The 21,212-nt window shown below is 55.2% G+C and carries 21 protein-coding genes; 1 reads left to right on the top strand and 20 read right to left on the bottom strand.

Going from position 1 to position 21,212, the window contains the following annotated elements:
• Positions 1-114: 114 nt before the first annotated feature.
• Together thiE and tkt are read right to left on the bottom strand one after the other, a co-directional pair.
• Positions 115-729: a thiamine phosphate synthase gene (thiE, locus tag BM159_RS07580; RefSeq protein WP_093913647.1), complete on the bottom strand. Its 615-nt coding sequence runs from the start codon at positions 727-729 to the stop codon at positions 115-117.
• Between the two features lie 152 nt (positions 730-881).
• Positions 882-2,867 (bottom strand): transketolase, encoded by a 1,986-nt coding sequence (gene tkt / locus BM159_RS07575; protein ID WP_093913646.1) that lies wholly within the window; start codon positions 2,865-2,867, stop codon positions 882-884.
• A 232-nt stretch (positions 2,868-3,099) separates the two neighbouring features.
• Between tkt and fusA the strand changes: the two genes are divergently transcribed.
• Positions 3,100-5,166 carry an elongation factor G gene (fusA, locus tag BM159_RS07570; protein ID WP_093913645.1) on the top strand — a complete coding sequence of 689 codons (2,067 nt, stop codon included), beginning with the start codon at positions 3,100-3,102 and terminating at the stop codon, positions 5,164-5,166.
• Between the two features lie 181 nt (positions 5,167-5,347).
• Here the strand turns inward: fusA and BM159_RS07565 are convergent, their stop codons facing one another.
• The 18 genes from BM159_RS07565 to BM159_RS07480 form a co-directional block, all read right to left on the bottom strand.
• The gene (locus BM159_RS07565; protein WP_093913644.1) at positions 5,348-5,590 is read right to left on the bottom strand and encodes a Nif11-like leader peptide family RiPP precursor; all 243 of its coding nucleotides are present in this window, start codon (positions 5,588-5,590) and stop codon (positions 5,348-5,350) included.
• Positions 5,591-6,049: 459 nt separating this feature from the next.
• The gene (thiD, locus tag BM159_RS07560; RefSeq protein ID WP_093913643.1) at positions 6,050-6,856 is read right to left on the bottom strand and encodes a bifunctional hydroxymethylpyrimidine kinase/phosphomethylpyrimidine kinase; all 807 of its coding nucleotides are present in this window, start codon (positions 6,854-6,856) and stop codon (positions 6,050-6,052) included.
• A gap of 41 nt (positions 6,857-6,897) precedes the next feature.
• Positions 6,898-7,455: an NUDIX domain-containing protein gene (locus BM159_RS07555; RefSeq protein WP_093913642.1), complete on the bottom strand. Its 558-nt coding sequence runs from the start codon at positions 7,453-7,455 to the stop codon at positions 6,898-6,900.
• A gap of 15 nt (positions 7,456-7,470) precedes the next feature.
• Positions 7,471-9,162 (bottom strand): DNA repair protein RecN, encoded by a 1,692-nt coding sequence (gene recN / locus BM159_RS07550; protein WP_177205959.1) that lies wholly within the window; start codon positions 9,160-9,162, stop codon positions 7,471-7,473.
• Positions 9,163-9,164: 2 nt separating this feature from the next.
• The gene (gene argR / locus BM159_RS07545) at positions 9,165-9,659 is read right to left on the bottom strand and encodes an arginine repressor (RefSeq protein ID WP_093913640.1); all 495 of its coding nucleotides are present in this window, start codon (positions 9,657-9,659) and stop codon (positions 9,165-9,167) included.
• A 32-nt stretch (positions 9,660-9,691) separates the two neighbouring features.
• On the bottom strand, positions 9,692-10,546 hold the full coding sequence (locus BM159_RS07540) for an NAD(+)/NADH kinase (RefSeq protein ID WP_093913639.1): 855 nt from the start codon (positions 10,544-10,546) through the stop codon (positions 9,692-9,694).
• Between the two features lie 11 nt (positions 10,547-10,557).
• A complete protein-coding gene (locus BM159_RS07535; protein WP_093913638.1) occupies positions 10,558-11,367 on the bottom strand; it encodes a TlyA family RNA methyltransferase in 810 nt (269 codons plus the stop codon).
• Positions 11,368-11,450: 83 nt separating this feature from the next.
• Entirely contained in the window at positions 11,451-13,331 is a 1,881-nt protein-coding gene (gene dxs / locus BM159_RS07530) for a 1-deoxy-D-xylulose-5-phosphate synthase (RefSeq protein ID WP_093913637.1), read from the bottom strand.
• A 167-nt stretch (positions 13,332-13,498) separates the two neighbouring features.
• Positions 13,499-14,374 carry a polyprenyl synthetase family protein gene (locus BM159_RS07525; RefSeq protein ID WP_093913636.1) on the bottom strand — a complete coding sequence of 292 codons (876 nt, stop codon included), beginning with the start codon at positions 14,372-14,374 and terminating at the stop codon, positions 13,499-13,501.
• Positions 14,375-14,512: 138 nt separating this feature from the next.
• Entirely contained in the window at positions 14,513-14,779 is a 267-nt protein-coding gene (gene xseB, locus BM159_RS07520; RefSeq protein ID WP_093913635.1) for an exodeoxyribonuclease VII small subunit, read from the bottom strand.
• A 35-nt stretch (positions 14,780-14,814) separates the two neighbouring features.
• A complete protein-coding gene (gene xseA / locus BM159_RS07515) occupies positions 14,815-16,293 on the bottom strand; it encodes an exodeoxyribonuclease VII large subunit (RefSeq protein WP_093913634.1) in 1,479 nt (492 codons plus the stop codon).
• Between the two features lie 92 nt (positions 16,294-16,385).
• On the bottom strand, positions 16,386-17,363 hold the full coding sequence (locus tag BM159_RS07510) for a Kae1-like domain-containing protein (RefSeq protein ID WP_093913633.1): 978 nt from the start codon (positions 17,361-17,363) through the stop codon (positions 16,386-16,388).
• Between the two features lie 15 nt (positions 17,364-17,378).
• Positions 17,379-17,801, bottom strand: coding sequence for a transcription antitermination factor NusB (gene nusB / locus BM159_RS07505; protein ID WP_093913632.1), 423 nt, complete (start codon positions 17,799-17,801; stop codon positions 17,379-17,381).
• 86 nt (positions 17,802-17,887) lie between these two features.
• Complete coding sequence (locus BM159_RS07500) at positions 17,888-18,115, bottom strand: DUF2273 domain-containing protein (RefSeq protein WP_093913631.1); 228 nt, start codon at positions 18,113-18,115, stop codon at positions 17,888-17,890.
• Positions 18,116-18,130: 15 nt separating this feature from the next.
• Positions 18,131-18,667, bottom strand: a complete 537-nt coding sequence (gene amaP / locus BM159_RS07495) for an alkaline shock response membrane anchor protein AmaP (protein WP_094030719.1) — start codon at positions 18,665-18,667, stop codon at positions 18,131-18,133.
• A 108-nt stretch (positions 18,668-18,775) separates the two neighbouring features.
• Entirely contained in the window at positions 18,776-19,240 is a 465-nt protein-coding gene (locus tag BM159_RS07490; RefSeq protein ID WP_093913629.1) for an Asp23/Gls24 family envelope stress response protein, read from the bottom strand.
• Between the two features lie 261 nt (positions 19,241-19,501).
• On the bottom strand, positions 19,502-20,059 hold the full coding sequence (efp, locus tag BM159_RS07485; RefSeq protein WP_093913628.1) for an elongation factor P: 558 nt from the start codon (positions 20,057-20,059) through the stop codon (positions 19,502-19,504).
• 81 nt (positions 20,060-20,140) lie between these two features.
• Positions 20,141-21,211 carry a M24 family metallopeptidase gene (locus BM159_RS07480; RefSeq protein WP_093913627.1) on the bottom strand — a complete coding sequence of 357 codons (1,071 nt, stop codon included), beginning with the start codon at positions 21,209-21,211 and terminating at the stop codon, positions 20,141-20,143.
• Position 21,212 lies beyond the last annotated feature (1 nt).

Raw genomic sequence — 21,212 nt, 5'->3', positions numbered from 1 at the left:
CTGAAATGTCATATATTTTCTTAATATTATATCATGGTATCATAAGGAAAATTATTATCAGAAAAAACAAAAAGGAAAAACCGCGCCCCTAGTTTTCAGGAGTACGGTTACACGTTACAATTTTAGTTTGGTCACCACGTCAGAAATATCTGGTGCTCCTAGTATGGCACTGACAACAGCTATCCCGTTTGCACCGGTGTCCAATACCAACCGATAGTTGTCTAACGTTATGCCGGCAATGCCGGCGATGGGAATGCGGACTGCCTGCCGAATCGCTTGTAATCCGTCCAGTCCTAACGGTACCGTATCTTTCTTTGTATGGGTGGCAAACACTGCCCCGCAGCCCAGGTAGTCTGCGCCGGCCGCTTCCGCCGCCAGGGCTTCCTGTACATTATGGGCCGTGGCCCCGATGAGGAAGTCCTCACCCGCCAGACGCCGTGCTTCCGCAACCGGGATGTCATCCTGGCCTAAATGCACACCGTCTGCGCCGGATAAGAGCGCAACGTCCAAACGGTCATTCACAATGAGAGACACGTTGTAACTGTGGCACAACTCGATGAGCCTGCGGGCCTTTTCCAGCATACCTTTCCCCGGCCCGTTCTTTTCCCGGTACTGCACCAGGGTCACACCCGCCTGCAATGCCTCTTCCACCGCGTCAAATAAGTTGCGGCCGGGCGGCAGGCAATGTTCATCTGTTACTAAGTATAAACGTAGATTCAATGTTTTCATAGGCAATGGTTTAAAAACGTAATGCGTACAGGAACCGTTGGCATCCCGGAAGGGTTCCCAGTCTGACGACACCAAGCAACGCGAACAGCGTGAGCGTGCGCAGTGAGGAAGTGGGAGGCGGGCTGCCAACAGTTCCTCACACTATTTGTTGCTTAAAACGCGGCCTTCACCATTGCAGCTACGTTCACGCCGGTCATCCCGTAATGTTCCGCCACTACGCCGCCCGGCGCCGAAGCCCCGAACGTATCGATGCCCAGCACACGGTCTTCCCGTTTGGTGTAACGGGTCCAGCCTAAGGTCACGCCGGCTTCCACAGCAAAGGTGGGTACATACTTGGGCAGTACGCTTTCTTTATATTCCGCGCTCTGCTCTTCAAACACTTCCATGGAGGGCATGGATACCACAGCCACGTCGATGCCGTCTTCCGCCAGAATCTTCTGCGCTTCTAACGCGATCTTTACTTCCGAACCGGTGGCGATGATCACGGCCTTGGCCATGTCTTTCGCCGGGCTCAGCACATAACCGCCTTTCAGGGCGCCTTCATGCACAGCTTCCGCCTGTTCATGCAGCACCGGCAGGTTCTGCCGGCTCAGGCACAGGGTTACGGGACCGGTCTTGTGCTCGATGGCATACTTCCAGGCCGCCGCCGTTTCCAGCGCGTCCGCCGGACGCCATACCACAGAGTTGGGAATCAGCCGCAGGCTCATCACCTGCTCGATGGGCTGATGGGTAGGCCCGTCTTCCCCTACCGCGATGCTGTCGTGGGTCATGACGAAGATGGACTGGGTTTCCATGAGGGCCGCGATGCGCACCGCGGGCCGCAGGAAATCGGAGAACACCAGGAATGTGGCGCCGAAGGGAATCACGCCCCCGTGGACGCTCATGCCGTTGATGATGCAGCCCATGGCATGTTCCCGCACGCCGAAGTGGATGTTCCGGCCGGCGGGTTCAGCTTTGCTGTAATAGCCGGCCGCTTTCATGACGGTTTTGTTGGAGGGGCCCAGGTCGGCGCTGCCGCCCACCAGTTCCGGCACCAGTTCCGCCAGTTTCTGCAAAATATCCCCGGAGGCTGCCCGGGTGGCTACGGATTCTTTGCCTTCAAAGAGTTTTTCCAGGGTCGCCAGGTCTACGGTGCGGTTGCCGGATAAGGAGGCTAACAGTTCCCCTGTCAGTTCCGGATATTTAGTTCCGTATTCTTTCAGCAGTTCGTTCCAGTCTGCTTCCGCTTTGGCGCAGGCTTCTAATTTATCATTGAAATGCGCTTTTACTTCGTCCGGTACCACGAAGCTCTGTTCCGGATCCCAGCCCGCCGCTTCTTTGGTTTTCTTTAACGCTTCCGCGCCTAAGGGTTCCCCGTGGCAGGACGGGCTGTCCTGTTTGGGGCTGCCGAAGCCGATATGGGTCCGCACGATGATGATGCTGGGATGCTCTTTGTCCGCCCGGGCTTCTTTCACCGCTGCTTCCAGAGCTTCCAGATCCTCGGAGCTTTCCACCCGCAGCACCTGCCATCCGTAGGCTTTAAAGCGGGTCTCCACACATTCCGTAAAGGCGATGTCCGTGCTGCCTTCGATGGTGATCTTGTTGTCGTCATACAGGTAGATCAGCTTACCCAGGCCCAGGGTGCCTGCCAGGGAGGCGGCTTCGGAGGCTACGCCTTCCATCAGGTCCCCGTCGGAGACCAGACCGTAGGTGTAGTGGTCGATCACCGGGAAGTCCGGTTTGTTGTATTTGGCTGCCAGCATGCTTTCAGCCAGGGCAAAACCAACGCCCATGGATAAGCCGTGGCCCAGGGGGCCGGTGGACACATCCACGCCCGCGGTGACGCCGTATTCCGGATGGCCCGGGGTCTTGCTGCCCCACTGCCGGAAGTTCTTCAGATCGTCAATAGTCAGATCGTAACCCGCCAGGTGCAGCATGGCGTACAACAGCGCCGAGCCGTGGCCCGGGGACAGGATGAAACGGTCCCGGTTGAACCATTTCGGTTCCGCCGGATTGTACTTCATAAACTTATCCCACACGGTATACATCAAAGGCGCCGTGCCCAGAGGGAACCCCGGATGCCCGGACTTCGCCTTCTCTACTTCGTCCGCCGCGAGGAACCGCAGGGTTTGTACGCATTGTTCATGAATGGTAGCCATGGTAAGCCTCCTGATTTCATTTTATTTTCTGACAATATATTATACCATTTGTAGAAGAATAATTCTATAGTAAATTGCCGACGAATCCGGAGACCCATTTCATAGCACAGATGCACCTGTGCGTCTGCCTTACGAAAATGGTATCCGCGCCTGCCAATAAACTTATTTACGTATTCCACATTTTATTGTATAATATATGCATGCATAATTAAACTCAAAGGGGGATTAACTCATGAAAGCTTATACAGGCGACAAAATCAGAAACGTGGCCATTGTAGGTCATGGTGGGGCCGGAACCACATCCGTTACGGAAGCCCTGCTCTATCGCGCAGGCGCCATCGACCGTATGTGCAAGGTCGAGGATGGGGCCACCACCACGGACTATGAACCGGAAGAAATCAAACGCGGCGTATCCGTTAACGCCACCCTGGCGCCGGTAGAATGGCGCGACAGCAAGATCAACTTCATCGACACCCCGGGCTTCGCCGACTTCGTAGCCGAAGTGAAAGGCGCTTTCCGGGCTGTAGACAGCGCCCTGATCGTAATCAACGCCACCGCAGGCGTACAGGTGGGTACCGAGCAGTGCTGGAAGCTGGCGGAAGAAGCCGGTCTGCCCCGCATCCTGCTAGTAAACAAGATGGACCGTGAAAACGCTGACTTCGACAGCATCCTGGAGAACCTGCGCCATAAATTCGGCAAGAAAGTACTGCCCCTGGAACTTCCTCTGGGCAAAGAAGATAAATTCGAAGGCGTCATCGACTGCGTAAAGATGAAAGCCTACCGCAAGAACGGCAACGGCTCCGACGAGATCGAGATTCCGGACGACCTGAAAGCCTATGCGGAAGATATGCATGAAAAGATGGTGGAAGCCGCTGTGGAAGCCGACGACGAGTGCATGATGCGCTATCTGGAAGGCGAAACTATTTCCGATGAGGAAATCAAGAAATGCCTGATCATGGGTATCCGTCAGGCCCACATCTTCCCCATGATCTGCTGCAGCGCCACCAAGAACATCGGCCTGGGCCGGACCATGAACGCCATCATCGACTACACCTACCCTGCCATCCTGAACGATTACAAGGTAAAAGACATTGCCACCGGTGAAGAAGTGACCCGTGACGCAGGCGCTCCCATGGCTGCCCTGGTGTTCAAGACCACCTCTGACCCGTTCGTAGGCCGTCTGAGCTTTATCCGCGTGTTCTCCGGCTCCATCAAAGCCGACAGCGTGGTTTACAACTCCAGCCGTGAAAAAGACGAACGCATTGCCAACGTATTCACCATGCGCGGCAAGAGCCAGATCGCGATGAAAGAAATCACCGCCGGCGATATCGGCGTAACCTCTAAATTACAGTTCACGGTGACCGGCGATACCCTCAGCGATAAGGCCAACCCGGTTCTCTTCGCTCCCATCGCCTTCCCGCTGCCCATGTACACCCGTGCGATCTTTGCCAAGAAGAAAGGCGAAGAAGACAAGATTTCCAACGCCCTGACCCGTCTCATGGACGAAGATCCCACCATTATCATGAGCCGCAACCCGGTGACCAAGGAAATGCTGGTAAGCGGTATGGGCGACCAGCACATCGAAATCATCATGGAGCGCATGAAACGGAAATTCGGCGTGGAAGCCGACCTGCGCGCGCCTCAGGTTGAATACCGCGAAACCATCCGCGGCAAAGCCCATGTACAGGGCAAACATAAGAAACAGTCCGGCGGCCACGGCCAGTACGGCGACGTTGTGATCGATATGGAACCCCTGCCGCCGGGAAGCGGTTTCGAGTTCGTAGATAAGATCTTCGGCGGCGCGGTACCCCGTCAGTACATCCCCGCTGTGGAAAAAGGCATGCAGGAATGCATGCAGCACGGCATCCTGGCCGGTTACCCGGTTGTGGACGTGCGCATCACCCTGGTGGACGGTTCCTACCATCCGGTTGACTCTTCGGAAATGGCTTTCAAGACCGCTTCCAGTATCGCCTTCAAGAAAGCGATGGAAGAATCCAAGCCCGTTCTGATGGAACCCTACTACAACCTGTATGTTCTCTGCGCCGAGAGCATGATGGGCGACGTCATCGGTGACCTGAACTCCAAGCGCGGCCGTATCCTCGGCATGCAGAGCGTGGAAGAAGGCATCAGCCGTGTAGAAGCACAGGTTCCTTATGCGGAAATCATGGAATACGCCGTTGACCTGCGGGCTCTGACCCAGGGCATGGGCACCTTCGAAATGAAGTTTGACCATTACGAAGACGTGCCGGCCAAGATGGCGGAAAAGATTATCGAAGAGAGAAAGAAAGAAGCGGAATAAACTCTGCTTACTGATTCCTGAATGATAATCCCTGAAAAAAATAGTCCTGAAATGTAAAACTGCCGTGCAATTATGCACGGCAGTTTTTTTGTTGGGGATTAGCGCCAACAAAACAGCCGCAGAAATACTCTGCGGCTGTTAAGGAAAATATGAACTTGTAATAGCGCGACCAGAGAAAGAATCAGTTTTGGGGCATCCGCAACGCGCAGCCATCCGTATAACAAATATCCCGTCCACCGGCCACGTTCTTCAGCCTTTCGTCGTCCAGCTCCAGATCTTTCATCTCCGCCAGATATGCTTCGGCTTCTTCTTTTGTAATCTCGCAGCCTGCGGTCTTAGCCAACTCGATCAGTTCGTCGGCAGTTTTGCACTGCATGGCTTTTTCCAGCATTTCTTTTGTGATTTCGTTTTTGTTGATTGACATTTTCAGGGCCTCCTTAAGATATTTTCAATGCCTTTTACTATTATATCCTCTTTTTTATAAAAAGCTATAATTTAGAGCGAAAAATAAAGCATAGTGTACCGAACACTGCAAGAACAATTCCAATGATTCCAAAAGTAATCATTCTTTGATGCAGACGGCTGTATAGCTCCGCAGAACCGTCAAGTGCATGATAGTATACGAACAGATTCAAAGCTGCATACAGCAGGGACAGCACACAGGCAATGATCAGTATGATACCCACTATTACTAACATTTTTTTCATACTTTTAACTTTGTTATGTTCCTTTTACTTACACCGGTTCCATTCAATCTTAAACTGTTTCTGATCCACCGTAAGGCGGATCTTTTCACCCACGAGGAGCGGATAATTGGTCTCGCCGTGACCGGCAGGGAAGCGCGGACGGGGTTATCACCGCGATCCGGTTCCCTTCTTCAAGTTCACACTCTGATTCCCGCTTTATTCCACAATTCTACAAAATGATGCGTCGGCCCGTGGCCTTTCCCTAAGGCGATGCCATGCCGGATGGCAGTGGTTACATAGTCTTTGGCTGCTTTAACGGCTTCTGTCAGGTGCATGCCTTTTGCCAGGTTCGATGCTAAAGCGCTGGACAACGTGCAGCCGGTACCGTGGGTGTGCTGGGTTTGTATGCGTGTGCCGGGCAGCCAGGTTCCCTCTTTGCCATCGTACAGATAGTCGTCTGCCCTGCTGCCTTCCAGATGCCCGCCTTTCACCAGAACCGCTTTGGCGCCGAGGCTGATAATATGCGCCGCCGCTCTTTCCATATCCTGTTCGATTTTAATAGTAAAGCCGCAGATGGCTTCCGCTTCCGGCAGGTTGGGTGTAAGCAGTGTGGCCAGGGGCAGCAGTTCTTTAATCAATGCGTCGCAGGCTGACCGCTGCAGCAACGGGTATCCGCTCTTGGAAATCATGACAGGGTCCACGACGATAACAGGCGGTTTCCACTTTTTCAGCGCTTCCGCAATGGCGTGGATGCTTTCGGTTCTGGAAACCATGCCGATTTTCACGCCGTCTACCCGGATGTCACTGAACACCGCATCAATCTGCGCCGTAATGATGTCCGGTTCAATATCCTGCACGGCCGTCACCCCACAGGTGTTTTGCGCGGTAACTGCCGTAATCACGCTCATGCCGAACACGCCGTGAGCCGCAAAGGTTTTTAAATCCGCCTGAATGCCGGCGCCGCCGCTGCTGTCGCTGCCGGCAATGGTCAATAAATGCTTCATTGGTACCTCCAATGACTCTTAAAAGATATCGTTCCAGCCTGTTATAATTTGCCTTTCATGGAAAGAATTCCTAATGCCGCCAGCGATTTTGCGTCGTAAAGCAATCCTTCTTCTATCATTGGAAGAATCTTATCGCGGGGTATCGATTCCACCGTTATAAATTCATCCGGATCCGTGTGCTGCGCATGACGGTGCAGGCCGGTAGCCGCATACAGATAAATCACTTCATTGGTGAAACCGGGCGTGGTGGCAATAGCGCCCAGATATTCCCAGTTGTCCGCCTCGTAACCTGTCTCTTCGGAAAGTTCCCGCACGGCGCAGACATCCTTGTCTTCCCCCGGATCAATTTTCCCGGCGGGAAGTTCGTACATGACAGTGCCCATGGGATACCGGAACTGTTTTACAAAGATGATGCTGCCGTCGGGCAGGATAGGTACAACCGCAATGGCACCCTGATGGTCCGCCATCTCCCGTGTGGTGGTCCTGCCGTTGGGCAGGCGCACCTTATCTACATGTACGTGGAGCAGCCTGCCATCAAAGGCAGGTTTGCTGCTGACAAAAACCTCGTCTAAGGCGGGGTCGCTCATTTTCTTTAACATGTTCTGTCCTCTTTTCTAAAACAGCGGTTGCTTGCTGTTTTTAAACTCATTGGCAGCCCTGATCAGCGCCGCCGCGTTGTCCGCCGCGGCTTTGGTGGCGTGCTCGCCTGCGGTCATGCGCACCAGTTCTTCTACCCTGCCTTGTTTGTCCAACACGGTCAGGTCGGTGCGGGTGCGTCCTTCCGCGGTCTGTTTCTGTATCCGGATATGCCGGTCTCCGAAAGCTGCAATCTGGGCCAGGTGGGTGATGCAGATTACCTGTCCGCGCCGGGCGATGAGGGCCAGCTTTTCCGCCATTTTCTGGGCGGTGACGCCCCCTACCCCCGTGTCGATCTCATCGAAGACCATGGTGTTGACGCCGCTGATGCCGATGAGCACCGTCTTCAACGCCAGCGCCAGGCGGCTCAGTTCGCCGCCGGAGGCAACCCGTCCCAGAGGCTGCAACGGTTCCCCTGCGTTGGCGGAGAAAATCAGTTCCATCTGGTCTTTCCCGTCCGGGGTAAAGTCCGGTTTCTCCGCAAAGGTGATCTGTAACTTTCCGTCAGGCATGGCCAGGTCATGGATGTGGGTCTCCACTTCCCGGCAGAGTTTCTCCGCGTTTTGCTTGCGGAGATTTGTCAGCGCGTTGGCTTTGGCAGTTAACTCCGCTGTAATGTTTGCCAGTTCTTTCTGCGCCCTGGCGATCCGGTTGTCCAGGTTCTGCAGTTGTTCCTGCTGTTCCTTCGCCTGTTCCAGATAGGCCAGCACCGCTTCTTCCCCGTTGCCGTATTTGCGTTGCATCCGGTACAGCAGGTCCAACCTGTCCTGTACTTCGGTCATGCGGTTGGGATCGAAGTTCTGGCCGTCCACATAGTCCTGCAGCTGGCCCCGGGCATCGTCCGCGGCGATCCAGGCGCTGTCGATGCCGTCATACACCGCCTGCAAGCGGCTGTCGTAACGGACCGCGCTGCCGATCTGTTCCCTGATCTCCGCCAGCTGGCTCAGGGCGCCGTTGTCCTGTTCCAGCATGCCGTAGGCTTTTTGCAGGGCGTTCATGATCTTGCCGCTGTTCTGCAGCAGTTTGGCCTCGTCCTTCAGGGCTTCTTCTTCCCCGATCTTTATATTGGCTTCGCTGATCTCCTGAATCACCCAGGCCAGCCGGTCCAGCAGGCGTTCCCGCTGGCTTCCCTGCTCTTCCAGCTGCTCCAGGTCCGCTTTGGCTTTTTCATATGTTTCGTATTGTAACCGATAGGCTTCCAGCACCTGTTCCGCCGCTTCGCCCCCGAACGCGTCCGTAAAGAACCGGGGCGCTTTGGGCTGCAGCAGCAGCTGGTTCTCGTGCTGGCCGTGGATGTCCACCAGCAATTCCGCGAATTGTTTCAACACTGCCAAAGGCACCGGGATGCCGTTGACACTGCTCTGGCTTTTTCCCGCAGCGGTCACTCTGCGTTTTAAAAATAAAAAATCATCGGCTTCGATGCCCTGTTCCTGCAGCAGGCTGTGTATCTTCTCATCCTGCCCGTCGAAGACAGCCTGCACCCAGAAGGCGTCGGCGCCGGTCCGTACCATGCCGGCGGCGGCCCGGCCTCCCAGGGCGATGCCAAAGGCGTCAATCAGAATGGATTTGCCGGCCCCGGTCTCCCCGGTGAACACCGTGAAGCCTCCGGAAAAATCCACTTTCGCGTCTTCTATTAAGGCAAAGTTATGCACGTGCAATGATTGCAGCATATTTACCGTTTCCCTTTCTTCGGAGGCTGGGCTTCTGCTTCCGCTTCGTCCCGGAACCGGAAGTAAGACGTGAGCTCCTCCGCAATCTCCGGCCGTTCGATAGCCACGAAGATGGTGTCGTCGCCTGCCACGGTACCCATGACCCCGATCCATTTCATGCTGTCAATGGCGAAGGCTACGCCCTGGGCCGTTCCCGGCAGGGTGTGGAGTACCACCAGGTTGCCCCCTGCCTGCACTGAAATCACGGAATTGCGGATCAGCCGTTCCAGCTGTTCGGAAGACATAATGTGGCTGCGTTCCCTTGGAAAGGCGTAGCGGTAGCCGCCCCGCATGTCGGAAACTTTTACAAGCATCAGTTCCTTTATATCACGGGACACCGTAGCCTGCGTCACCTGCATACCGCTTTCCTGCAGGGCCCTGGCCAGATCTTCCTGGGTCTCGATGTTGCGTGTCTCCACCAGATTCCGTATCATCTGGTGACGTTCCTGTTTGCTCATGAAATATCCTCCTCGTATGGAAGTTCAATAAATTACAGGTCGTGGATCAGTTTTTCCTGCCACGTCTCATAATAACTCTTGTCAGTCAGGCGCATCAGCCTTAAAAACTGCCGGTTCTTGGTGATCCGCACCACATCCTTCATGCCGATTTCGCAGACAGGTATCCCGTCGGCGGACAGCGCCATGGGGGCGGTGTTCCGGGGCAGCAGGCGGATCTCAACTTCTTCCGTGGCCGGGATGACCAGAGGCCGGGTTGCCAGGGAGTGGGCGCAGATGGGTGTGATGATCATCACGTCCATGCCCGGCTGTACCAGGGGTCCTCCCGCAGACAAGGAGTACGCGGTGGAGCCGGTGGCAGTGCCTACGATGAGCCCGTCCGCCGCGTAACGCGCGGATGGCTTGCCGTTGATATACAGTTCGATATGGTTCGTGGTAGAAAGGTTGCTGCGGGCGGCCACAAATTCGTTGATGGCCAGCTCGCTGTGGGGAACCTTTTTCCCTTCCGCAAAAGTCTGGGCCTGCAGCAGGCAGCGTTTTTCGATGGTGTATCTGCCGTCTGACAGCAGCTGGAATGCCTGCGTCAGGGTTTCGAATTCGATCTCGGCAAGGAAACCCAGATGACCGAAGTTCACGCCGAAGACCGGCACGTTGATCTTCACCATGTCCCGGGCCATGCGGAGGAAGGTACCGTCCCCGCCCAGGGAAACCGCCGCGGTCAGCTGGGAGTTGCGCCCGGCGAAGGTCTCCAGGTTATACATTTTCGCAATTGATTCCGGCGCCACCACCGTAAAATGGAACTGGCGGCACAGGTCCAGGATGGCTTCAAAGTGGATCCGTACTTTAACAATGCTCATGTTGGGAAAAATTCCCAGACGTACGTTATTCATTATTACTTCCTTTACTTATCAAGCTCCGCATGGGATGCCGCTACGACGGCATCGATGTCCGGAACTGTATTTTGCTGGGGGGCCGCAGTCAGGTACAGCAGGTACTCGATGTTCCCTTCCGGTCCTTTCACCGGAGAGAAGTCCAGACCGCCGATGCCGAAGCCTTCTTCTCCGGCCAGGCCTATGATGCGCCGGATGACTTCCTTGTGCACTTCCGGGTCCCGCACCACGCCTTTTTTGCCGATGTGTTCCTTGCCGGCTTCAAACTGGGGTTTGACGAGGGCAAGGACGAAGGCGCCGGGCGCCAGCAGTTTTTTCACCGCCGGCAGGATCTTGTCCAGCGAGATGAAAGCCACGTCAATGCTTGCGGCGTCGATTGGTTCCGGCAGGCTGTGTTCGTCCAGGGCGCGGGCGTTGGTCCGCTCCATGTTGATGACCCGGGGGTCGTTCCGCAGCTTCCAGGCCAGCTGGCCGTAGCCTACATCGATAGCGTAGACTTTGCTGGCCCCGTTCTGCAGGGCGCAGTCCGTGAAGCCCCCGGTGGAAGCGCCGATGTCCGCCATCACCTTGCCGGCGACGGTTACGGGGAACACCTGCAGGGCTTTTTCCAGTTTCAGCCCGCCCCGGCTTACATATTTCAGCTGGTCCCCCAGAAGGCGTATTTTTGCTTCCGCTTTCACGGAGGTACCGGGTTTGTCTATTTTCTGTTCGTCCACCAGCACCTGTCCTGCCATGATGGCCGCCTGGGCCCGGGCCCGGCTTTCGAAGAGGCCCTGTTCTACGAGATAGGTGTCGAGACGGATCTTTTTTGCTTTTTCCATATGTTTCTTTCTTGTTGCTGTATTTGTATTCAGAGATGCAAGCGCTTTACGTCTTCAAACCGCTTTGTATGCGGTGATCGCTTCTACATCCAATGGGAGATTTTCTCCGCCATCTGCTCCGGTGTCAGTCCGATGTCATGCATCAACAGCTTTTTATCACCCTGGGAGATGAACTCATCCGGAATGCCAAAGGGCAGCACGGCGGTCATATGCATCTGACCATACCGGTTCAGGGTTTCCATCACCGCGTCCCCGACACCGCCTTTCAGCACGCCTTCTTCCATGGTGACGATGCGGTGGGTTTTGGCCGCGTTTTCACAAAGCAGGTCTTCATCCAGCGGTTTGGCGAAGCGCATGTTCACCACGCCGGCGCTGATGCCTTTTGCCTGCAGCAGGTCCGCGGTTTTTTCCGCTTCCGCCACCATGCTGCCGATGGCCCAGATGGTCAGGTCCCTCCCCTCCCGCAGGGTTTCCGCTTTGCCGATGGGCAGTGTGTGCAGCGGTTCGCTGAGATTCACGCCTACGCCGCTGCCTCTGGGGTAACGCAGAGAGATGGGTCCTGCGTTGTATTCCATGGCCGTAAGCAGCATGTGCCGCAGCTCGTTCTCATCTTTGGGAGCCATCACCGTCATGTTGGGCAGGGGAATCAGGTAGGCGTAATCGAAGACCCCGTGGTGGGTGTAGCCGTCGTCCCCTACCAGACCGGCCCGGTCCATGCACAGTTTCACCGGCAGATTCTGCATGCAGATGTCATGGACCACCTGGTCGTATGCCCGCTGCATGAAGGTGGAGTAAATTGCCGTGACCGGTTTTATGCCTTCCGTGGCCAGCCCCGCCGCGAAGGTCACCGCGTGCTGTTCCGCGATGCCCACGTCGAAGAAGCGGTCCGGGAAGCGTTGGGCAAACAGGTTGGTGCCGGTCCCTTCCGGCATGGCTGCCGTGATGGCCACGATAGATTTATCTTTCTCCGCCAGTTCCACCAGGGTTTTTCCGAAGACGCTGGTATAGGTAGGCGGCGCGCCGGGTTTGGTGATTTTCTTGCCGGTAGCAATATCGAAAGGTCCCGTTCCGTGGAATTCGTTGGGCCTCTCTTCCGCGGGAGTGTAGCCTTTGCCTTTTTTGGTGACCACATGGATCAGGACAGGGCCCTCTTCCCGTTTGGCTGCCGTCAGCATGGGCAGCAACGCTTCGATATCATGGCCGTCCACGGGGCCGAAGTATTTGATGCCCAGGTATTCGAATATGGAACCGGGGGATACCAGGTATTTCACCCCGCCTTTCACCCGGTCGATGACTTCCAGCACATCGTCGCCGTGCTTCATGTCGCCCAGCCAGTTTTCCAGATTGTGCTTCAGTTTGTTGTAGGTCTCGCCGGTACGCAGCTGGTACAGGTACTGTGACATGGCCCCCACGTTTTTGGAAATGGACATCTCGTTATCGTTAAGGATGATGATGATCCTTCGCCCGGTGTCCCCTATGTGGTTCAGGGCCTCAAAGGACATACCGCCGGTCATGGCGCCGTCCCCGATGATGGCTACCACATGGTAATTTTCCCCTTTCAGGTCCCGGGCGGCCGCGATGCCGTCCGCCGCGGAGACAGACGTGGAAGAATGGCCCACACCGAAGGCGTCGTGTTCGCTTTCCTGTCGTTTGGGAAAGCCTGACAGGCCTTTGTATGTGCGAAGGGTGGGAAATGCTTCCTTGCGTCCGGTTATGATTTTGTGGATGTAGGCCTGATGCCCTACATCAAAGATGAATTTGTCCCGGGGAGAGTCAAAGACCCGGTGGAGGGCGATGGTCAGTTCCACCACGCCCAGATTGGGAGCCAGGTGCCCGCCGTTTTTGGACACAACTTCGATGAGCAGCTGCCGGATTTCCTCCGCCAGCCTGTTCATTTCTTTCAGTGTGAGAGTTTTAAGGTCCAGCGGGCTGTTGACTCTGTCCAGAATTTTATTCTCAGACATTCCGTTTTGCCTTTCCGTGATTTCGTGTGTTGCGTTGTGAGAGTAATGTAAATGGGTGGGTGTTGCGTTTGCGTCCGCCTGCGGATTACACCGCATGTATGGTGGTGCTTGCAACGCGCGGTGAATGTAAAATGTTCGGCGCCGCAGTTACAGGCGCTTACGCGCGCTCAGTTTTTCCGGTTGGTCATGAGTCTGGCGATTTCCCGTAAAGGTTCCGCCTTTTCCCCGAAGCTGTCCAGACAGGCCAGGGCTTCCTTCGTGGTGTCGTCCGCCATCTTCCGGGCTGTTTCCAGTCCGAAGAGAGATACATAGGTGGACTTGTTGTTTTTCTCGTCGCTGCCGATGGGTTTTCCCAGTTCTTCCTCAGTGCTGGTTACGTCCAGGATGTCGTCTTCAATCTGGAAGGCCAGGCCGATCAGTTCCGCGAAATGCGTCAGAGCCAGCAGCTGTTCGTCAGTGGCTCCCGCCAGGTGGGCGCCGCCCCGCACGGCTGCGATGAACATGGCTCCGGTTTTGCCTTCGTGCAGCGTCTTTAATTCTTTGGCGCTGATCTGCCGGTTTTCTGCGTCCAGATCCAGGGCCTGTCCCCCTACCATGCCGAAGTTACCGGCGCACATGGCGGTTTCGTGAACCACTTCCACTAAGGTAGAAGGTTTCACGTTCCGCTGCTCCAGCATCACTTCAAAGGCCAGGGTAAGCAGACCGTCCCCTGCCAGTACGGCCATGGCCTCGCCGAAAACCTTGTGGTTGGTGAGGCGGCCCCTGCGGTAATCGTCGTTGTCCATGCAGGGCAGGTCGTCGTGGATCAGGGAATAGGTGTGGATCATCTCCAGTCCGCAGGCAGCGGGCAGGAAATCATAGCCGTTGGCTCCCACCGCTTCCGCCGTAGCCATCAGCATGATGGGGCGCAGGCGTTTGCCGCCTGCCAGCAGGCTGTATTTCATGGCATCGTCCACGTTGGAGATGCCCCGTTTTTCCATGCGTTTCTCTAAAAAGTTGTTAACTAATTTCTTTCTGCTTTCATAGTACTGTTGAAAGTCCATCTGTTCCTCCTGTGCGGATTTTACTTTATGTAGTATTGCCGGGGGATTTTTGCGAAGGACAAGGAAATGACTCGCAGATGTAGTGGTACTACGACGAGAGACATTGACGCGGTCATTCACAAAAAGCGCCGGCTATTCTTACTCTTCTTCCGAATCTTCCGGTTCTTCGAACTCTTCTGTATGAAAATCCTCGTCGTTGACGGGGTTCACTTCCAGTTTCTGCACGGCCGCCTTAGCTTTGTTCAGTTTTTCCAGGCAGATTTTGCTCAGCTCCGTGCCTTTCTGGAATTCCGCGATGGCTTCTTCCAGAGGCAGATCGCCGCTTTCCAGCTTTTCTACCGCCGCTTCCAATTCCGCCAGGGCTTCTTCAAACTTTATGTTCTTAGAGGTCTTTTTCGCTGCCATATTCTTCACGCCTTTCTTTACTACATATGCTGCATCTACTGGGCATTCTTATCGTCAAAATCGATCTGCTGGATTACGGAATACACTTCCCCATCACAGAGCCTCGTGCGGATTTCTTCGCCCCAATGTAAATCCTGTACAGATTTGATGATTTGTCTCTGCCCGTTGGCGGTGACGGAATATCCTCTGGAAAGGATTTTCAGGGGGCTTACCGCGTCCAGATGTCCGGTTGCCAGAGCCAGTCTCTGCTCATGGCTCACGGTCAGGTTTTTGGCCAGGGCGGTAAATCGGTTCCACGCGTTCTGATACCGGTTCTCGTAATGTTCCCAGAGTTTCTTTTGTTTGTGCAGGGCTTTCAGGGCTGCTTCCACCCGCTGTTCCGGTTTGATCAGCAGCCGTTCCGGATATTGCAGTGTCTTCATAGCCTGCTGCAGTCTGCGTTCCGGCTCAAGCAGAAGCTTTTCCGGATGCTGCAAAGCTTTCATAGCCTGCTGCAGGCGCAGTTCCCGGTTTTCCAGGCGCCGTGGCAGGGTCTGCTGCATGCGCATGAGAACCATGTCCAGCCGTTCCGCCGCCCTGTCCGTAATGCGGAGGGGGTCATGCAACATGCGGCTTTTCATCAGCCGCCGCAGGGTTTCTGTGCGCTGTTGCAGCATGTGGTTTATAGCTATTTCCAGCCGCGCCTGCCGGTCCAGCACCTGCCGCCGCAGCTGCCGGGTATCTTCCACGGCCAGCTCCGCTGCCTGGGACGGCGTGGCCGCCCGTTTGTCCGCGGCAAAGTCGCTTAAGGTAACGTCTGTTTCGTGACCGACGGCAGAGATGACGGGAATTTCCGAAGCCGCCACTGCCCGTACCACGATTTCTTCGTTAAATGCCCACAGGTCTTCCATGGAGCCGCCGCCGCGGCCGACGATGAGCACGTCCGCCAGCCGGTGTTTATTCATGAAACGTATGGCGTGGGCGATGTCCCCTGCCGCCGGTTTTCCCTGTACCTGAACCGGGTACAGCAGCAACTTCACCCCGGGATCCCGGCGCCGTGCCACTTTTATGACATCCCGCACCGCCGCTCCTGCCGGAGAGGTTATGATGCCCACGGTTTTCGGGTGGGCCGGGATTGGTTTCTTTCTTTCTTCCGCGAAGAGGCCCTCCTCTTCCAGTTTCTTCTTCAGTTTTTCATAAGCCAGCATCAGGCTGCCGATGCCTTCCTCAATCAGCATGTCCGCGTACAGCTGGTACACGCCGTTGGGTTCATAGACGCTGATGCTGCCGATGGCCACCACGGTGTCCCCGTTGTCGGGATAGCGCAGCAGCTGCCGGGCCTGACGCTGGAACATGACGCATTTCAGCACACTGCCTGCGTCTTTTAAGGAAAAGTAGCAGTGCCCGGAAGGATAGCGTTTGAAGTTGCTGATTTCGCCACGGACCTGCACATGGGCCACCTGGCCGCTGCCTTCGACCAGTTTTTTGATCAGGCGGTTCATTTCCGTGACGGTGTAGGTATGGACTTCAGCCATGATGCTCTCCTGAAGTGATGCGCGTTTTCATCGTGTTGCGTATGGCAGGGGCAGGCGCAGGGTTAAGCGCTTCTGTTTCCATCTCCGGTTATTCAGTGCTGCCCTTCGCCCTGCCGCTGCGCGTAGGCCGCGCAGCCTGACGCGTTGTCGCCGCTGTAGTGGTTGTCCGGCATCCACACCCGGATGCCCCGCTTCGCCAGCTTTTCAACGATATGGTTACGGATCCACCGGTTGGCGCAGACGCCCCCCGCAAGGATCACATGTTTTACGTGGTGTTCCGCCGCCCCATTCCGGATCATGCGGACAAAGGTTTCCGCCAGTCCCCACTGCACACCGGCAGCCAGGTTGGCGGCTGCGATCGGACTTTCTTCCGTTTCTGGTTTCGCTTTCTCTATTGCCCGCAGCACCCAGGTGCAGGGGCCGGAAAGACTGACTTTTGTTTTATGCACGGAAACCGGGATTTCCGGGATTTCCGTGTGCTGTTCCGCTAACTGTTCCAGGGCCGGTCCCGCCGGGAAACCCAGTCCCAGGGCTACTCCCACCCGGTCCACAAACTGGCCGGCATGGAGATCCAGGCTGCCGCCGATTTCCGTCAGTCTGTAGGCAGCGTTTTCCTTCTCCGCCAGTAACAGATCGGTGGTTCCTCCCGACGCGTGTAAAAAGAGAAAGCGGTCCGCATCGGGACCGTTGGCAGACCACAGTGCTGCTTCCAGGTGGTTCTCCTGATGACTGATCTGCCATAATGGGATGCCGTACAGCGCAGCCAGCGACCGGGCAAAGCCCAGCCCGGCCAGGAACGCCGGCATATAGGAGTCTTCCCGCGGGCGGGGACGGGCGGATACGCCGATGCCCCGTACGGTGAAACTGTGCCCCCGTGCGGCTTCTTCCATCAGCTCCGGCAGATTGCGGGTATGCTGGTAGAGCATCTCCGACTGCTGCAGCCCGCAGCCTCCCGGTTTCACTTTTAAGATTCGCCTGGTTTCCGCTGCCGCATGCCCCTCCCTGTCCATAAAAAACAGGGACGTGGTGTAGCAGCTGGTATCGATACCAAGATAAACTTCTTCTGTCATGCTGTGCTGCTTTCTCTATTTTTCTTCCCGCATCAATTTTCCCAGGACGCCGTTGATGAACCGGGCCGACTTTTCGGTGCCGAACTGTTTGGCCAGTTCCACCGCTTCGTTGACGGCCACATTCACGGGCACTTTTTCTTCCCCGAAGCGCATTTCATAAATGGCCATGCGCAAAATGTTGCGGTCAATGCCGGGCATGCGCTTCACTTCCCAGTTGATGGCGTATTTGCCGATCAGCGCGTCGATTTCCGGCAGTTTTTCCGCGGTGCCTTTTAAAACCTTTTCCGCGTATGCTACGGCCTTTTCAGCCTCTTCACTCTTTTCCTCATCCTGCTGGACTTCCAGCGCGATGGCCAGCGCTTCCGCCGGTTCCGCCTGGGTGAAATCCATCTGGAACAAACTCTGCAACACCATTTCCCTGGCGACTCTGCGAATCATGTGATCGTATCCTCCGTTCAGTACCGACAGCCTGTCCTTCCTCCGACAGTCTGTTGTGTTTTGCTTTTTCCGCTCATGCGGGCCTGCTATTTATGATAGCCCGGCGGCAGCAGCCGGTCCAGCCACTCTGCCAGGTCTTCTTTTTTATCAAGCTTGTAGCCGATAAAAAAGCCTCCGCCGGTGAACAGCAGCAAGAACAGCGTCCGCCAGAAACCGATGGTGAGAAACAGCGAGGCGATCAGCACCCCGGTCAGTGAGCATAAGAAGCGGCCGCGATAATTAAGCCAGATGTCTGTGAATATGTCTTTAAACATCGCTGTCCCCCCTTATCAGACTTTTTCCTTGCCGTTGCTCTTGATCTTCTTAAACTTCATTTCAATGTTTTTCACTTCCAGACCCACCACTTTTTTGATGGTCTCTTTCACGTTGTCTTTAACTTCTTCCGTGATTTCAAACACGTTGACGCCGGGTTCCAGGGAGGCTTTGATACGGGCGTCGATGGTATCCTTGTCTTCCATGGTCACCGCCACTTTCACGCCGTAAATTCCGTAAACTTCCTGGGCAATATCGGCGATATAATCTTCAAGCGCCCGTTTGGAAACGACGGTCTTCCCCGTATCCGCATCGGCCAGGGTCAGGGTGCTGTCGTCGCCCAGCAGGCCGATGCCCGCCATCAGCAGCCGTACGCTGATCAGCAAAATGACTGCGCCGCCTGCGGCATACTCCCAGTTTCCCGGCAGCGCGGCAATCTCCGAAATAAAATAGTCCACGGGAAGGATCCCTAACGTGATCAGAATCAGGACGACGGCAATGGCCGCCATGACGATTGTGTATAAAGTTAGTATAACTCGGTCTGTTATGCCCATATGTTCCACTCCTTATAACATGATATGCCTTGGCGGATCCACCAGTCCCAGCCGCAGCTGCCCTGGGAATCCGGACGTCTGCTTTGCCCATCCTTTACCGGGACGTGTCTAGAAAATTGTTCCCGCCCGGTTTTCATCCGGGTTATTGAAGCTGATTTCCAGCTCGCTTTTTTCTCTGCGTTTCACACCTTCGATGTGTACATCCACAAACTCAGCCGTATATTCCGTCATTTCATCTACCGCGCTTTTTACTTTTTTCTGGAGCTTCATGGCCACTTCCGGTATGACGCAGCCGTATTCTACCGTGACGTAGACGGCGATGCGGCAGCTGCGTCCTGTAACTTTCACGCGGACGCCTTTGGCCAGGCTTTTTTTCCCCAGGAAGTTACTGATCCCTTCCCGGAAGCCCGTGCTCATGCTGACCACGCCCGGAACGTCCAGTGCGGCCAGACTGGCTACGATAGCGATTACTTCGTCCGCCAGTTCCACATAGCCCAGATCTTCTTCTTCTTCAGCAGCGGAAGGATCGTTTTCTGGCTGGTTAGGATATTTTTTTATGTCTTGTTCCGCCATCTGTACCTCCCCGCGAAGCCGCGAAAATACAAACAAATTCCCATTTTCAGATTATGTATTATTATACCATACCTTGCATAAAAATTAAAGAAAACAGCGTAAAATCCCAATAAGAAAAGGACTTCCGTGACAGAAGTCCTTTTCTGTATTCGTTTGTGGCGTGATACAGGCACGGCCGGCTGCGCCGTAACGCGCGGCAGTGCGCTGCGGTAAGACAGGTCTTGCCCCCAGGTGAGACGGGTCTTACCCTTCATCTAACCTTTATGCTCTCTGGATGTAGTCGCCGCTGCGGGTATCGATCAGCAGATGATCCCCTTCGTTGATGAACAGAGGCACTTTTACGATGTAGCCGGTATCCATGGTAGCGGGTTTGCTTCCGCCGGTAGCGGTATCGCCGCGGATGCCCGGTTCGGTCTTAACAACTACCAGCTCTACGGTGTTGGGCAGTTCCACGCCCAGGATGCGGTTCTGGTAGGAAATAACTTTGACATCCATGTTCTCTTTCAGGAAGTTGATGCCGTTGCCGATCTGTTCTTTGGTAAGCTCGGTCTGTTCGTAGGTGTCGTTGTCCATGAACACGAAGCTGCCGTCGCTTTCGTACAGGTACTGCATAATGCGGCGTTCAATGTTGGCTTTGGGCAGGCGTTCACCTGCATTGAAGGTGCGCTCTACTACAGCGCCGGTGGACAGGTTGCGCATTTTGGCCCGTACGAAGGCGGCGCCTTTGCCGGGTTTAACATGCTGGAATTCCACTACCTGCCAGGGGTCATTGTCGATGGTGACAGTCAGACCGGTTTTGAATTCGTTGGTAGATACCATAAATACATCCTCCTGTGTCTCTGATAAAATCAGTTTATCAAAATAATTATTTAAAAATTAATCATGTACTATCTTAACTTTTTACACAATTTCCGTCAAGGTTTTCTTGAGGGCTGTGAGACTGCGGGCTCCTTCCCGGGTCAGCACCACGGTGTCTTCGATGCGCACGCCGCCCCGGCCCTGGATGTAAATGCCGGGCTCGATGCTGAACACCATGCCTTCCTGCAGCTTGATGTCGCCCCGCTTGTTGATGTTGGGCAGCTCATGGATCTCAAGGCCTACGCCGTGTCCCAGCCCGTGGGTAAAGTACCGGCCGTAGCCCCGTGATTCGATATATTCGCGAATCTCTGCGTCCAGTTCTTTGCCGGTGATTCCCGGCCTGGCAGCTTTCATGCCCCGGTACTGGGCTTCCTGTACCACCGTGTAGATTTCCCGGTGCCAGGAATTGGCCATCCCCATCACGATGGTGCGGGTGGTGTCCGAATGGTAACCGTTGTACATGGCTCCGAAATCGAAGGTGACAAAGTCCCCTACTTCAATGGACTTGTCCGTGGGCGCCCCGTGGGGCAGCGCGCTGCGATGGCCCGAAGCCACGATGGTGTCGAAGGAAACACCTTCCGAACCCAGGCTGCGCATGTAGTATTCCAGGCGGGCTGCCAGTTCCTTTTCCGTCATGCCCGATTTGATCTCTTTTAACAGCCGTTCAAAAGCGGCGTCCGCAATCTTGTGAGCCTGCCAGAGACTTTCCAGTTCCCGCTCGTCTTTCACCAGACGCAGACCCCGCAGATTCACACTGATCATTTCCACGGTTTGCGGCAGCTGTTCCCGCAAGACTCTGGCATCTTCATACGAAAACACATTCCCGTCAAAGCCCATCTTCAGATGAGAGCTTGCCAATCCGGCCACTGCTTCCCAGATACTGTTATTATGGTCCGCTTTGTATTCCAACACCCGGCAGTATTTGAGTTCCGAGCGGGCCTGCTCGGTATAGCGGCCGTCCGTGATTAGCACAGCAATCCGGTCATCCGCGTAGAGTAAGCTGGAATCACCCGTAAAACCGGTAAGGTAACGAATTGTATAGACGTCCTTGATGACGATGCATTCAAGGGCGTTTTCTTTCATGAATTTGAAAATCCTGCCGATTCGTTCCATA

The organism is Succiniclasticum ruminis DSM 9236, assembly GCF_900112895.1.
Lineage (GTDB): Bacteria > Bacillota > Negativicutes > Acidaminococcales > Acidaminococcaceae > Succiniclasticum > Succiniclasticum ruminis.
Note: the sequence above shows the minus strand (reverse complement) of the source record. Positions and strands in the feature narration are given on the sequence as shown.